The organism is Aeromonas sp. s1(2024) (assembly GCF_040908005.1).
In the GTDB taxonomy this organism is placed as follows: Bacteria; Pseudomonadota; Gammaproteobacteria; order Enterobacterales; family Aeromonadaceae; genus Aeromonas; species Aeromonas caviae.
The window spans coordinates 1-15238 of sequence record NZ_JBFOCW010000052.1; the positions used below are offsets into that span (position 1 = coordinate 1).

Annotated in this window: 11 protein-coding genes and 2 pseudogenes; all 13 read left to right on the forward strand. The window is 59.3% G+C overall.

All coding sequences use genetic code 11. The features are described from left to right. Positions 1 to 22 precede the first annotated feature (22 nt). Positions 23 to 850: an oxacillin-hydrolyzing class D beta-lactamase OXA-2 gene (locus AB5Y70_RS12030; protein ID WP_001007673.1), complete on the forward strand. Its 828-nt coding sequence runs from the start codon at positions 23 to 25 to the stop codon at positions 848 to 850. A 60-nt stretch (positions 851 to 910) separates the two neighbouring features. Continuing rightward, positions 911 to 1201, forward strand: a complete 291-nt coding sequence (locus tag AB5Y70_RS12035; protein WP_000470556.1) for a DUF1010 domain-containing protein — start codon at positions 911 to 913, stop codon at positions 1199 to 1201. 104 nt (positions 1202 to 1305) lie between these two features. Beyond that, the gene (locus AB5Y70_RS12040) at positions 1306 to 1653 is read left to right on the forward strand and encodes a quaternary ammonium compound efflux SMR transporter QacE delta 1 (protein ID WP_000679427.1); all 348 of its coding nucleotides are present in this window, start codon (positions 1306 to 1308) and stop codon (positions 1651 to 1653) included. After that, positions 1647 to 2486, forward strand: coding sequence for a sulfonamide-resistant dihydropteroate synthase Sul1 (gene sul1, locus AB5Y70_RS12045; RefSeq protein ID WP_000259032.1), 840 nt, complete (start codon positions 1647 to 1649; stop codon positions 2484 to 2486). The genes AB5Y70_RS12040 and sul1 overlap by 7 nt, the downstream gene beginning before the upstream one ends. Before the next feature lie 127 nt (positions 2487 to 2613). Continuing rightward, the gene (locus AB5Y70_RS12050; RefSeq protein WP_000376623.1) at positions 2614 to 3114 is read left to right on the forward strand and encodes a GNAT family N-acetyltransferase; all 501 of its coding nucleotides are present in this window, start codon (positions 2614 to 2616) and stop codon (positions 3112 to 3114) included. Between the two features lie 341 nt (positions 3115 to 3455). Beyond that, on the forward strand, positions 3456 to 4220 hold the full coding sequence (locus AB5Y70_RS12055) for an IS6-like element IS6100 family transposase (RefSeq protein WP_001389365.1): 765 nt from the start codon (positions 3456 to 3458) through the stop codon (positions 4218 to 4220). A gap of 286 nt (positions 4221 to 4506) precedes the next feature. Next, positions 4507 to 5577, forward strand: a complete 1071-nt coding sequence (locus AB5Y70_RS12060; RefSeq protein WP_043152694.1) for a transcriptional regulator — start codon at positions 4507 to 4509, stop codon at positions 5575 to 5577. Between the two features lie 83 nt (positions 5578 to 5660). Next, positions 5661 to 6083: a CBS domain-containing protein gene (locus tag AB5Y70_RS12065; protein WP_043152696.1), complete on the forward strand. Its 423-nt coding sequence runs from the start codon at positions 5661 to 5663 to the stop codon at positions 6081 to 6083. 189 nt (positions 6084 to 6272) lie between these two features. Continuing rightward, a complete protein-coding gene (hrpA, locus tag AB5Y70_RS12070; RefSeq protein WP_049636836.1) occupies positions 6273 to 10187 on the forward strand; it encodes an ATP-dependent RNA helicase HrpA in 3915 nt (1304 codons plus the stop codon). 71 nt (positions 10188 to 10258) lie between these two features. Then, on the forward strand, positions 10259 to 11092 hold the full coding sequence (locus AB5Y70_RS12075) for a hypothetical protein (RefSeq protein ID WP_010674716.1): 834 nt from the start codon (positions 10259 to 10261) through the stop codon (positions 11090 to 11092). A gap of 163 nt (positions 11093 to 11255) precedes the next feature. Further along, positions 11256 to 11543 carry a 50S ribosomal protein L25 gene (gene rplY / locus AB5Y70_RS12080; protein WP_010674717.1) on the forward strand — a complete coding sequence of 96 codons (288 nt, stop codon included), beginning with the start codon at positions 11256 to 11258 and terminating at the stop codon, positions 11541 to 11543. Between the two features lie 204 nt (positions 11544 to 11747). After that, a pseudogene (locus tag AB5Y70_RS12085) lies at positions 11748 to 14917 on the forward strand (response regulator). Beyond that, positions 14914 to 15195: pseudogene (locus AB5Y70_RS12090) on the forward strand (response regulator); the annotation flags it as partial. The pseudogenes AB5Y70_RS12085 and AB5Y70_RS12090, both read left to right, overlap by 4 nt. Positions 15196 to 15238 lie beyond the last annotated feature (43 nt).

Consider the following 15238-nt stretch of genomic DNA (forward strand, 5'->3'; position numbering starts at 1 on the left):
GTTGGGCATTAAGGAAAAGTTAATGGCAATCCGAATCTTCGCGATACTTTTCTCCATTTTTTCTCTTGCCACTTTCGCGCATGCGCAAGAAGGCACGCTAGAACGTTCTGACTGGAGGAAGTTTTTCAGCGAATTTCAAGCCAAAGGCACGATAGTTGTGGCAGACGAACGCCAAGCGGATCGTGCCATGTTGGTTTTTGATCCTGTGCGATCGAAGAAACGCTACTCGCCTGCATCGACATTCAAGATACCTCATACACTTTTTGCACTTGATGCAGGCGCTGTTCGTGATGAGTTCCAGATTTTTCGATGGGACGGCGTTAACAGGGGCTTTGCAGGCCACAATCAAGACCAAGATTTGCGATCAGCAATGCGGAATTCTACTGTTTGGGTGTATGAGCTATTTGCAAAGGAAATTGGTGATGACAAAGCTCGGCGCTATTTGAAGAAAATCGACTATGGCAACGCCGATCCTTCGACAAGTAATGGCGATTACTGGATAGAAGGCAGCCTTGCAATCTCGGCGCAGGAGCAAATTGCATTTCTCAGGAAGCTCTATCGTAACGAGCTGCCCTTTCGGGTAGAACATCAGCGCTTGGTCAAGGATCTCATGATTGTGGAAGCCGGTCGCAACTGGATACTGCGTGCAAAGACGGGCTGGGAAGGCCGTATGGGTTGGTGGGTAGGATGGGTTGAGTGGCCGACTGGCTCCGTATTCTTCGCACTGAATATTGATACGCCAAACAGAATGGATGATCTTTTCAAGAGGGAGGCAATCGTGCGGGCAATCCTTCGCTCTATTGAAGCGTTACCGCCCAACCCGGCAGTCAACTCGGACGCTGCGCGATAAAACCGCGCAGCGCCGGTTACTTCAACGTTAGTACCACTGAAACCCTCCTTTATTTCGCCCATGTTTATTCAAACGGCATTCAGTTTCTCAAACGCTGTGCAGCGCTGGGTTTGCCGTTTCTCTGGGCTTCGCCTGGTGGCGTTACGCTGGTTTGTGGTCTTTTTGGCCTCTGGCCCTTGTGTAGCAAGCGCGAGCAGCTATTTTTTTCGTAGTGCTGTGCCGCCTCGGTGGCACCGTGCCTTTTCGCAGTTAGCGCCCGTCGCCAAGTTACGGTTATCCGTTTTGGCTTCTGGCTCTAACATTTCGGTCAAGCCGACCCGCATTCTGCGGTCGGCTTACCTCGCCCGTTAGATGCACTAAGCACATAATTGCTCACAGCCAAACTATCAGGTCAAGTCTGCTTTTATTATTTTTAAGCGTGCATAATAAGCCCTACACAAATTGGGAGATATATCATGAAAGGCTGGCTTTTTCTTGTTATCGCAATAGTTGGCGAAGTAATCGCAACATCCGCATTAAAATCTAGCGAGGGCTTTACTAAGCTTGCCCCTTCCGCCGTTGTCATAATCGGTTATGGCATCGCATTTTATTTTCTTTCTCTGGTTCTGAAATCCATCCCTGTCGGTGTTGCTTATGCAGTCTGGTCGGGACTCGGCGTCGTCATAATTACAGCCATTGCCTGGTTGCTTCATGGGCAAAAGCTTGATGCGTGGGGCTTTGTAGGTATGGGGCTCATAATTGCTGCCTTTTTGCTCGCCCGATCCCCATCGTGGAAGTCGCTGCGGAGGCCGACGCCATGGTGACGGTGTTCGGCATTCTGAATCTCACCGAGGACTCCTTCTTCGATGAGAGCCGGCGGCTAGACCCCGCCGGCGCTGTCACCGCGGCGATCGAAATGCTGCGAGTCGGATCAGACGTCGTGGATGTCGGACCGGCCGCCAGCCATCCGGACGCGAGGCCTGTATCGCCGGCCGATGAGATCAGACGTATTGCGCCGCTCTTAGACGCCCTGTCCGATCAGATGCACCGTGTTTCAATCGACAGCTTCCAACCGGAAACCCAGCGCTATGCGCTCAAGCGCGGCGTGGGCTACCTGAACGATATCCAAGGATTTCCTGACCCTGCGCTCTATCCCGATATTGCTGAGGCGGACTGCAGGCTGGTGGTTATGCACTCAGCGCAGCGGGATGGCATCGCCACCCGCACCGGTCACCTTCGACCCGAAGACGCGCTCGACGAGATTGTGCGGTTCTTCGAGGCGCGGGTTTCCGCCTTGCGACGGAGCGGGGTCGCTGCCGACCGGCTCATCCTCGATCCGGGGATGGGATTTTTCTTGAGCCCCGCACCGGAAACATCGCTGCACGTGCTGTCGAACCTTCAAAAGCTGAAGTCGGCGTTGGGGCTTCCGCTATTGGTCTCGGTGTCGCGGAAATCCTTCTTGGGCGCCACCGTTGGCCTTCCTGTAAAGGATCTGGGTCCAGCGAGCCTTGCGGCGGAACTTCACGCGATCGGCAATGGCGCTGACTACGTCCGCACCCACGCGCCTGGAGATCTGCGAAGCGCAATCACCATCTCGGAAACCCTCGCGAAATTTCGCAGTCGCGACGCCAGAGACCGAGGGTTAGATCATGCCTAGCATTCACCTTCCGGCCGCCCGCTAGCGGACCCTGGTCAGGTTCCGCGAAGGTGGGCGCAGACATGCTGGGCTCGTCAGGATCAAACTGCACTATGAGGCGGCGGTTCATACCGCGCCAGGGGAGCGAATGGACAGCGAGGAGCCTCCGAACGTTCGGGTCGCCTGCTCGGGTGATATCGACGAGGTTGTGCGGCTGATGCACGACGCTGCGGCGTGGATGTCCGCCAAGGGAACGCCCGCCTGGGACGTCGCGCGGATCGACCGGACATTCGCGGAGACCTTCGTCCTGAGATCCGAGCTCCTAGTCGCGAGTTGCAGCGACGGCATCGTCGGCTGTTGCACCTTGTCGGCCGAGGATCCCGAGTTCTGGCCCGACGCCCTCAAGGGGGAGGCCGCATATCTGCACAAGCTCGCGGTGCGACGGACACATGCGGGCCGGGGTGTCAGCTCCGCGCTGATCGAGGCTTGCCGCCATGCCGCGCGAACGCAGGGGTGCGCCAAGCTGCGGCTCGACTGCCACCCGAACCTGCGTGGCCTATACGAGCGGCTCGGATTCACCCACGTCGACACTTTCAATCCCGGCTGGGATCCAACCTTCATCGCAGAACGCCTAGAACTCGAAATCTAACGTCCGTTCGGGCATCGAGGTCCATGTCGGGGTGGGACGGGCCCGTGGCTTCAAGATCACTTGCAGTCCGACCGCGATGTCTTGGTTGCGCGAGAGGTTGTCGATATCCTCCACTTCCATCATCAACCCTGGATAATGCCGCCGCCGTCATCGCCGCCGACGCCCGTGCCGGGCTTTTCGGGCCTGTCAGGCTTGCTCGGCCTTCAGCCTGCCTGGGCGAGATCTCCGGCGGACGGATTAACGGCGGAGCTTCGCCGCCTTTCGTGCGTGTGAAGGCCGAGGCTCTGTTGCAAAAATCGTGAAGCTTGAGCATGCTTGGCGGAGATTGGACGGACGGAACGATGACGGATTTCAAGTGGCGCCATTTCCAGGGTGATGTGATCCTGTGGGCGGTGCGCTGGTATTGTCGCTATCCGATCAGCTATCGCGACCTTGAGGAAATGCTGGCGGAACGCGGCATTTCGGTCGACCATACGACGATCTATCGCTGGGTCCAGTGCTACGCCCCGGAGATGGAGAAGCGGCTGCGCTGGTTCTGGCGGCGTGGCTTTGATCCGAGCTGGCGCCTGGATGAAACCTACGTCAAGGTGCGGGGCAAGTGGACCTACCTGTACCGGGCAGTCGACAAGCGGGGCGACACGATCGATTTCTACCTGTCGCCGACCCGCAGCGCCAAGGCAGCGAAGCGGTTCCTGGGCAAGGCCCTGCGAGGCCTGAAGCACTGGGAAAAGCCTGCCACGCTCAATACCGACAAAGCGCCGAGCTATGGTGCAGCGATCACCGAATTGAAGCGCGAAGGAAAGCTGGACCGGGAGACGGCCCACCGGCAGGTGAAGTATCTCAATAACGTGATCGAGGCCGATCACGGAAAGCTCAAGATACTGATCAAGCCGGTGCGCGGTTTCAAATCGATCCCCACGGCCTATGCCACGATCAAGGGATTCGAAGTCATGCGAGCCCTGCGCAAAGGACAGGCTCGCCCCTGGTGCCTGCAGCCCGGCATCAGGGGCGAGGTGCGCCTTGTGGAGAGAGCTTTTGGCATTGGGCCCTCGGCGCTGACGGAGGCCATGGGCATGCTCAACCACCATTTCGCAGCAGCCGCCTGATCGGCGCAGAGCGACAGCCTACCTCTGACTGCCGCCAATCTTTGCAACAGAGCCTCCGTCGCCATGCTCACCTCGCTTTGGTGCACACGAGTATTGAGCATAGTCGAGATTGGTGCAGATCACTTCTGATATTGAACTGTCAGGAGCTGGCTGCACAACAGCCATTACGCCCAATCAACTGGTGCAGTCGTCTTCTGAAAATGACATGTTCATTTGACTACTTTTCGGCTATCCCATTGCAGAGTAAGATGCCTCTTCAATAAAAATAAGAATTAGGAGTTCGGGTGTGAAGGCATTAGAGAAAGAAAGGATATCGCCCTATATCAGCCAGTTATACGAGTGCGGTATTAATGATTCTGACATTAAGCTTGTCGTGGACCAATTTCGTGCCGACGTTTCCTGCAGTTCATCCCTGTTTTTATTGCGGGATGATGACAAGAGCGACGGAATAAAGCTTTTTTCCAGCGGTCTGACCGAGGCCCAGCAGCAGTTTTACCTGCAACATCATCGCCAGGATGTGTGGTTCAACCATTATCTGGATAAAGGGTGCAAGGGGATCGTCAGCGCCAACAGCATTTCAAGCTCGGTGGGCCTGCTGGCAAGTTTCGGCGCCCAATTCGCCGCCGGCGGCGTCTGCCAGGTCAAAGGGCGTGGGCTGAGCAGCCTGTGCAGTTACCGTGGTGCAGCGCAAGATGATTTCAGCAGTCGCGACCTCACCTCGCTCTCGGAAATCTATTCCGGACTGGCGGCCTGGAGCCACCATTATTGGAACTTGCTGGCCCTGGAAACCCAGAACTATCAGTTGCAACAGCTGGTGAAAAACCATAATAAGCCCAGCGCCATCATAGACGACAAGGGGCATATTCATTATTCCAATGTGGCCTTCAACCGTATCGCCGATGAAAATGTGGAATTGCGGGCCATCAATGGCATTTTCTCTTTGCAGAATAAGGAGCAGCAACGTCAGCTCAAGGAGATCCTCAATGGCTTTGCCTATTTGCTGCCCGGCGCCAGCGCCTATATGTCCATTCCCCGTCAGCCTAACCTGCGCCCGCTGCTGGTCCAATGCACCCTGATGAGCGGACTCAGCCGCTTTGAACGCTATGTGGAAGTGGTGCTGCGTGACCCCGAGCACGCCTTCAATCCTGACATCGAAGCGCTGGCCAGCCTCTATCCCCTCACCATTGGCGAGAAGGAGCTGCTGGTGCTGATGAGCAAGGGTTACAGCAGCAACGACATCGCGGAGCTGCGCGGTGTCAAGGTGGAAACCGTGCGCTCCACCCTGAAAGGGGTGTTCAAGAAGACCGGCTGCCACAGCCAGAACGAGCTCTTGCTCTTGCTGCAATCCATCTCCTGATCCACGCGGACTATGCTTGGAGTGAGCTGGACATAGTGCCCGGCTCTTGCCTCCCCTCGGGAGGCTCGTTGGGGGAAAGCGTCATGGAATCACTCAAGGCAAAGGACTACATGCAGACCAAGCCCATCATCTTCAGCGCAGAGATGATGGTACAGGCGGCGGTGGAAAAATTTCTCAACAGTCATCAGTTGGGCGGCCCCGTAGTGGACAGCCAGGGACATCTGATTGGCTGGGTCTCCGAGCAGGATTGCATTGCCGTCATGTTGAAAGAGGCCTACCACTGTGAACAGGTGGCCCAGGTCAGGGATGTGATGCGCAAGGAGGTGCTGGCAGTCGGCCCCGACACCAGCATCCTGGATCTGGCGGAGATGATGATGGGTCAAAAGCCCAAGATCTATCCTGTGGTGGAGGAGGGGCGCCTGCTCGGGGTCATCAACCGCCACAATGTGATGCAGGCCATCCACGCCCAGCTTGGCACCTGTTTCGTGCATCAGGCCAGAGTCTGAATGGTGTTGTCTGGTTGTTTTCAAAGAGCAGGCTCCGGCCTGCTCTTTTCATCCGTGACGGTCATGACGCCTCCGGCTTGATGTGCTGGCGCGGCGCTTTAAGGCTTGCACCGCCCAGCCTCGCTCTTTAGGATCTCCCCCAGCTATCGATATGGCCCTTGATGGGCACTCTTTTAAGGAATTCGTACCTTGTCTCTCTCTATCGAGGCGCTGCGCCGCCGTCTTACCGCCTGCATGAATCTCGACGCCCGCCGTCTCTCCAGTCGACTGCACGGGGTCAAGAAGCTGCCGGAAGCCAAGCAGGCTGCCGTGCTCGAAACCATCGCCGCTGACCTGGATGTGGCACAGACGCGCTATCAGTCCCGTCTGGCGGGCGTGCCTAAGGTCACCTATCCGGACAATCTGCCAGTCAGCCAGAAGCAAGGGGAGATCGCCAAAGCCATTGAAGAGCATCAAGTGGTGATCATCGCCGGCGAAACCGGTTCGGGCAAAACCACCCAGATCCCCAAGATCTGTCTGGCGCTCGGGCGTGGGGTCAAGGGCTTCATCGGCCACACCCAGCCGCGCCGTCTGGCGGCCCGTACCGTCGCGGCCCGTATTGCCGAGGAGATGGAGTCCGAGCTTGGCCACTACGTGGGTTACAAGGTGCGCTTTACCGATCAGGTGAGTGAGCAGACCCACATCAAGCTGATGACCGACGGTATCCTGCTGGCCGAGATCCAGAACGACCGGATGCTGACCCAGTACGACACCATCATCATCGATGAGGCCCACGAGCGCAGCCTCAACATCGACTTCATCCTGGGCTATCTCAAACAGCTGCTGCCAAAGCGCCCCGATCTCAAGGTGATCATCACCTCGGCCACCATTGACCCCCAGCGTTTCTCTCGTCATTTCAACAAGGCGCCGGTGATCGAGGTCTCCGGTCGCACCTATCCGGTGGAGGTGCGTTACCGCCCACTGTTTGTTGATAAAAAAAGCAATGACAAGAGCGAAGGGCTGGAGGAGCGCGACGAGCTGCAGGGGATCTTTGATGCGGTGGAAGAGCTGGCCCGCGAGGGGCTCGGGGACATCCTCATCTTCATGAACGGCGAGCGGGAGATCCGCGATACCGCCGATGCCCTGCGCAAGCTCAACCTGCGCGATACCGAGGTGCTGCCGCTCTACGCCCGCCTCTCCAACGCCGAGCAGAACAAGGTGTTCCAGCCACACGCCGGACGGCGCATCGTACTGGCCACCAACGTGGCGGAGACCTCGCTGACGGTGCCGGGCATTCGTTACGTCATCGATCCGGGTACGGCCCGCATCAGTCGCTACTCCTGGCGCACCAAGGTGCAGCGCCTGCCCATCGAGCCGGTCTCCCAGGCCAGCGCCAACCAGCGTAAAGGGCGTTGCGGTCGGGTGGCGGATGGTATCTGTATCCGCCTCTACTCAGAGGAGGATTTCAATAGCCGTCCGGCCTTTACCGACCCCGAGATCCTGCGCACCAACCTGGCCTCCGTCATCCTGCAGATGCTGGCGCTCGGCCTTGGTAATATGGAGGCTTTCCCGTTCGTCGAGCCGCCGGAGTCGCGCCATATCAAGGACGGTCTGACCCTCTTGAAAGAGCTGGAGGCGGTGCGCGAGCTGCCCGCCACGGGCGATCGCGAAGCCAAGCTGCAGCTGACCGAGACCGGTCGCCAGCTCTCGCGTATCCCCCTTGATCCGCGTCTGGCGAAGATGGTGATCAGTGCGGCGCAGACCGGTTGCCTGAGCGAGGTGATGGTGATCACCGCCGCCCTCAGCATTCAGGATCCCCGCGAGCGGCCCATGGAGAAAAAGCAGGCCGCCGACGAGCAGCACAGACGTTTTGAAGACAAGGATTCCGACTTCCTCGCTTTTGTTAACCTCTGGAACTATCTTAAAGAGCAGCAGGATGCTCTTGGCAGCAACCCGTTTCGCCGCATGTGCCAGAAGGAGTTTCTCTCCTATCTGCGGGTACGCGAGTGGCAGGACATTCACTTCCAGCTGCGTCAGACGGTCAAGGAGCTGGGCTTCAAGGCCAACCAAGAACCGGCAGACTTCAAGACGGTGCACTGCGCGCTGCTGACCGGTCTTTTGAGCCATATCGGCAACAAGGATCTGGAAAAGCCCGAGTTTCTCGGGGCCCGCAACGGCCGCTTCCACCTCTTCCCGGCCTCCGGTCTGTTCAAAAAGCCGCCCAAGTGGGTGATGGCCGCCGAGCTGGTGGAGACCTCGCGCCTCTACGCCCGCATCAACGCCAAGATTGAACCGGAGTGGGTGGAGCCGCTGGCAGGTCACCTCATCAAGCTGCACCACAGCGACCCTCACTGGTCGAAGAAAAACGGTGCCGTGATGGCCAAGGAGAAGGTGACCCTCTATGGTCTGACTCTGGTCAACGAGCGCACCATCAACTTCAGCCGCATCGATCCGGCGCTGTGCCGCGAGCTGTTTATCCGCCGCGCCCTGGTGGAGGGGGATTTCGAGACCCGCCACCGTTTCTTCAGCGATAACCGCAAGCTCCTGGCCGAGGTAGAGGCGCTGGAGCACAAATCCCGTCGGCGCGATATTCTGGTGGATGATGAGGACTTGTTCCGCTTCTACGATGCCCGTTTGCCGGAAGATGTGATTTCCGCCCGCCACTTCGACAAGTGGTGGAAGGAGGCGCAAAAGCAGGATCCCGAGCTGCTCAACTTCGAGAAAGAGATGTTGATGAAGGGGGATGCGGCCCACATCAGCGATCTCGACTACCCCAACTTCTGGCAGCAGGGGCGCCTCAAGCTCAAGCTGACCTATCAGTTCGAGCCGGGGGAGGCGGCGGATGGCGTGACCCTGCATATCCCGCTGCCGCTCCTGAATCAGGTGGAGGTGAAGGGGTTCGAGTGGCTGATCCCCGGGCTGCGTCACGAGTTGTTGGTGGCCCTCATCAAGTCGATGCCCAAGCCGATGCGCAAGAACTTCGTGCCGGCCCCCAATTATGCCGATGCGTTGCTCGCCAGTATCAACCCCGAGCAGGGGCCGCTGTTGGACGAGATGGAGCGTCAGCTGCGCCGCATGACCGGCGTGACCGTGCCCCGTGAATCCTGGGATTGGGCTGCGGTGCCCGATCACCTGAAACTCACCTTCCGTGTGGTGGACGACAAGCACAAGAAGGTGGCGGAAGGCAAGGATCTGGAGGCATTGAAAGAGTCGCTGCGCGGCAAGGTGCAGGAGACTCTGTCACAAGTGGCGGACGATGATATCGAGCAGTCTGGCCTCACCCTGTGGAGCTTTGGCGAACTGCCGCAAGAGTACAGTCAGAAGCGCGGTGGGTTCGAGGTGAAGGCCTATCCGGCGTTGGTAGACGAGAAAGATTCGGTCGCCATCCAGCTGGTGGAGAGCCCTGTGGTGCAGCAGCAGCTGATGTGGGCAGGCCAACGCCGGCTGGTGCTGCTCAACGTGCCATCTCCCATCAAGTATCTGCAGGAGAAGTTGCCCAACAAGGCCAAGCTCGGGCTCTATTTCAACCCGTTTGGCAAGGTGGCCGAGCTGATTGACGACTGCATCGCCTGCGGCTGCGACAAGCTGATTGAGCAGCACGGCGGCATGGCTTGGGACGAGGCCGGTTTCGAGGCGCTCAAGGAGTATGTCCGCGCCGAGCTCAACGATGCGGTGGTGGAGGTGGCCAAACAGGTGGAAGCCGTGCTGACCCTCTCCCATGAGATCAAGAAACGGCTCAAGGGCAAGATGCAGCTCGACACCGCCTTTGCCATGTCGGACATCCAGCAGCAGTTGGGTAACCTCATTCACAAGGGCTTTGTCACCGAGACCGGCTGGCAGCGGCTGCCTGACTTGCTGCGCTACCTGCGGGCCATCGAGCGGCGGCTCGAGAAGCTCGCCATCGATCCCAACCGGGATCGGGTCTACATGCTCAAGGTGCACAGCGTGGAGTCGGAGTACAAGGCACTGCTCGCCAAGATCCCCAAATCCCAGCTGATCCCGGCCGAGGTGGCCAATATCCGCTGGATGATCGAGGAGCTGCGAGTTTCCTTCTTCGCCCAGCAACTGGGGACGCCATACCCTATCTCGGATAAACGGGTGCAGAGCGCCATTGCCCAGTGCTAAGCTGCTATCTATCTGTTTTCTGAGCCATAGTGTGAAAGCAACGAGACGCCAAAGGGAAGGGAGGCCGTCATATGCTGGGGATCTGGTTGGGGGTGGCACTGGTCAACATCAGCGGGTATCAACCCATTGCGGAACAAACCTGGGTGCAGCTCAACCCGGAGTTCTATCCGGTGCAGCGCCCCGTGCCGCCCATTTTTGCGGCCTGGCGGGGCAATCAGTTTCCCCCTCTTGAACAGAGAAAGAAGAATGGCCGCTGGCAGATCCTCTTTCCTGCCCGGCTGGTGCCCCCCTTCGATCTGTTCGAAGGGGAGGCCCAGCTCTCCAAGGCTTACCTGGCCAGGCTAAAGCGCATCGATGAGATGGCCTATGGCATGGCGCCCCACCAATCAGTACAGCAAGCCGCCTCCTCGGCCCCCTCGTTCGAAGTCCAGGGCGCTGTCGCCTTTGTCGCCGAGTTCTCCCTGCCTCGGGAGAAGAAGGCGCGGATGCCTCTGGGGGAGCCCTTGCTCGCACGGCTGGGGGGGCAGGGAGTCGCCATCCAGGCCTTGGCAAGACAGGGAGATGCACAGCCCATGGCCACCGCAGATTCTTCCCCTGAGCAGGCGACCCTGACTCTTTCCGCCACGGCGGCAGGGGAGGCATCGCGGGTTTGTCATCAGGTGGCGGCGGGAGAAACCCTGTGGCGCATTGCAAGCCAGCTTCAGTCAAAGGAGGCCGGCGGCTCGGATACTTACAGTTATCTGCTGGCGCTGGTGCAGGAAAATCGTGACAGGATGGCCAAAGGGATCCAGGTACAGGCCGGGCAGCGCCTCTATTGCCCGAAAGCGCAGACTCTGGCGCAATTCGATGCCCTGAGCCCGGCCCAGCGACAGCAGCAGTTTGCTCGTCTGGAGCAGGGGCGCTAGGGGATGGCGAGAGGCGTGGTGGAGTGCCTCTTGGCCAAAGAGGAGTGACGCGGGTTCTTTCCTTGTATCCCCTCCGGACCCGTGCTAGTATTCGCGCTCGTTTTGCGAGGTGCTGACCGGTCGCAGTCAACACCATACATTCATCTTAAAAGAGATAATCACTATGTCTTTCGTATTCCAAGCTGAAGTCCGTTCTGACCTGGGGAAAGGTGCGAGCCGCCGCCTGCGTCATGCTGACCTGGTTCCTGCCATCGTTTACGGTGCAGGCAAAGAAGCCGTGTCCGTTACCCTGGACCACAAGAAGCTGATCCTGGCCCAAGAGAAGCCGGAGTTCTACTCCTCCGAGCTGACCCTGGTCATCAACGGTGAAGAAGTCAAAGTGAACGTGAAAGCTATCCAGCGTCACCCGGTTCGCTACAAGCTGGTTCACCTGGATTTCGTTCGCGTCTAATCGACAACGAACTTTCCTGTGAAGAGGCCACCCAATCGGGTGGCCTCTTTGTTTTTACAGCATTTTTTCCGGGAAAATAAAATACTCAAACAGCACTATTGGTCTTTACTTGAAGGCATGATTGACAGCAGGACACGTGTTGTGGTGCTCTGATGTTCAAAAAGTACTCGGGCAAGTCCATTTTTCGGGGCGATGTTGACCGTTATGAAAGGAATCGTACGGACATATATCCTGCTGTTTTCACCTATTCTGCTGTTGGTCCTGGCAGGTGGCTATCTGCTGGGCAGTGCATTGATCGAGCGCGAGCTCTATCGCGTTCGCAGCGATGAGAGCACCTTCCTGGCGCTTGTCAGCGGCCGCCTTGACGGCGAGCTGGCGGTGCCGCTGCGCCATGTGCGCAGCATGTCGGAAGAACCCATCCTGCTCGAAGCGGCGGCTCGCAATGACCGTGACACCCTGGCCGTCCAGTTCACCATCCTGCTGAACCGCAATCCCGACTATGCCCAGGTGCGTTGGCTTGCCCCGGATGGCATGGAGCGGGTACGCATCGATCGCCAGGGCCAGCGTCTGTGGCGTGTGACGGACGACCAGTTGCAGAACAAGGGGGAGCGTTACTACTTTCGCGATGCTATGGCGCTGCCCTGGGAGCGGGTCTACGTCTCGCCGCTCGATCTCAACGTTGAACACGGGGTGATCGATCGCCCCTTCAACCCCATGATCCGCATTGCCAAGCGTCTGCGCCTTGGGGGACGTGATCTTGGTCTGCTGCTAATCAACGTTCAGGCTGCCCGTATGCTCAAGGAGTTTGCCGACAACCGCGGCAAGGCAGCCGATCACATTATGTTGTTCAACCAGGACGGATACTGGCTGCGCAGCCCGGACCCATCCCGGGAGTGGGGCTTCATGCTCGAGCGCCCGGATCTGACTCTGAAGCAGACTTCTCCCCAGGCCTGGCAGGCGTTCTGGGACGCATCAAACGGCCAGATGGAGTCTGCCGACGGACTCTGGAGCTGGACCACCCTGTACCCGGCACAGAATCATGATCAGCTGATCTGGAAAGCCGCGTCCCTGGTGCCGCACAGCGAGCTGCAGGCCATTCGCACTCATATCTGGGGGATCATCTTGGCCGCCAGCGCCGTGCTGCTGCTGTTGTTTGGTGCTGGTGTGGCTGCACTGGTGCGCAGCAGGCACAAGGAGCAACTGGCCCAGCAGGAAGCGGCCAGGTTGGCACAGGTCAAAGGTGATTTCATCGCCAACATGAGCCACGAGATCCGCACCCCCATGAACGCCATCATGGGGCTGACCTACCTGCTCGAACAGGGAGGGCTCGACGATGGTCAGCATGCCCTGGTGCGCAAAATCCACCAGGCCGGGCAGGCACTGCTCGGGATCATCAACGACATCCTTGATTTCTCCAAGATTGAGTCGGGTCGGCTCGAGCTTGAGCGGGTACCATTCAGTCTCGAAGAGGTGCTCGATCACGTGGCGGCCATCATGTCCACCTGCGTTGGCCAGAAGCACCTCGAACTGGTGGTGAGCAGTGCCCCCGAGCCGGTTTCCCATCTGATTGGGGACGCCCTGCGCCTCGAGCAGGTGTTGCTCAACCTGACCGGCAATGCCATCAAGTTTACCGAGCGCGGCGAGGTGGAGGTCAAGGTCGTGCTGGAAGCAGAGCAAGACGGCATGGCCACCTTGCTGTTTCGGGTGCGCGACACCGGGATCGGCATTCCCCCCGAGCAGCAGGCCAACATTTTCAATGCCTTCTCCCAGGCAGACTCCTCCACCAGTCGCCGCTTCGGGGGCACCGGGCTTGGTCTGACCATCAGTCGCCGCCTGGTGAACCTGATGGGGGGGGACATCGGCGTCACCAGCGAGCTTGGCAAGGGGAGCGAATTCTGGTTCCGCGTCCGGCTGGAGCAGGTAGAGCGGCCCGAGGCCTTGAACGAGCGTCTGCAGCACATCTCGCTGCTCATCGCCGACGACAATCAGGTGACCCGCGACGCCCTGTCGATGACGGTGGGTTCCCTCGGATGGCAGTCGAGGGTGGTGGAGTCCGGTGAGCAGGCGCTGCATCATCTGCTGCGCCAGGGGGAGCGTTTCGACGTGATCCTGCTCGACTGGATCATGCCGGGCATGGACGGGCTCGAGACCTGCCTGGCCATTCGCCGCGCCTTCGAGCAGCAGGAGCGTTCACCCATCATCATCATGGCGACCTCCTATTCCCAGGATGAACTGATGCACCGCCCCGGTTCGGATCAGGTGGATCTGGTACTGCACAAACCGGTCACCGGCTCCAGTCTTTACAATGCGGTGGCGCGTCTCATCCACGAGAAGCGCGAGCATGTGGATCCCCTTGAGAGTGGCCAGCGCCGTCTGCGCCTGCCGGGCGTGCACATACTGCTGGTGGATGACAGCGACATCAACCTTGAGGTGGCGACCCGCTTGCTGCAACGGGAGGGGGCCGAGGTGATCACCGCCATCGACGGGGAGCGAGCCCTGGCCTGCCTGGCAGATCCGGCCCGGCGCATCGATCTGGTGCTCATGGATGTGCAGATGCCGGTGATGGATGGCTACGAGGCGACCCGTCGCCTGCGCCTGCTGCCGGGGCGGGAGGAGACTCCCGTGCTGGCTCTCACCGCAGGGGTATTCAAGGATCAGCGGGAGGCGGCATTGGCCTCTGGCATGAACGACTTCATCGCCAAGCCGCTCGATGTGGAGCAGCTCATCGCGACCTTGCTGCGTTATCTGCCGGACGTTGTCCTGCCGCTCACCGTGAACGACGAACTACTCCCCCACGAGCCGGTGGCCGGCATCGATATCGATACCGGACTGCGCAACTGGGGTGAAGCCTCTATCTACCTCAAATACCTGCGGCGTTTTCGCGATGACTACATGACGGTCGGTACCGTGTTGCCGGGTTACATCGCCCAGCACGAGACCGATGCGGCCGCGAGTCTGCCCACAAGATCAAGGGGGTGGCGGGCAGCCTGTCGCTCACCGATGTGGCGCGTATCAGTGCCGAGTTGAACGAGGCCATCGAGCAGGGTGGCGACACCAGCCAGCTTATCGCGCCCTTCCTCGAGGCCCTGGAGCGGGCACAACACTCCATTGATACCTATGCCGGGCGCGAGCCGGGCGCGGTCAGCTCCCCGCTGGCCCAGGAGGGGGCGCGGGAGGTCTGCCTGCACGCCCTGCATCAGGCCCTGGTGAGCGAGGAGCTGGATCTGATTGAGCCGGCGCTGAGCCAGGCAAGGAGTCACTTGCCTTGCGAGCTGGTGAGCGAGATAAGTGCAGCCCTGGAGCTGTTCGATATCCCGTTCGCCACCCGCAAGCTGGAGGATTATCTGGAGGATCGGGAGGAACCTGCGCCATGAGTCGACCGCGCGTGCTGATCATCGACGACGAGCCGAGCAACCTCGGGTTGCTGCGGCAAATCCTCAAGGAGGAGTACAACCTCTTCTTTGCCAAAGGGGGAGAGGAGGGGTTGGCCGCCGTGGGGCGTCACGAGCCGGCACTTATCCTGCTGGACGTGCGCATGCCCGACATGGATGGTTACGAGGTGTGCCGTCGGCTCAAGGCCGATCCGGCTCATGCCGGGATCCCGGTGCTCTTTATCACCGCGAGCGACAACGCAGACAGCGAGAGCCAGGGGTTCGAGGCGGGCGGAGTGGATTATATCTACAAGCCGGTCTGTC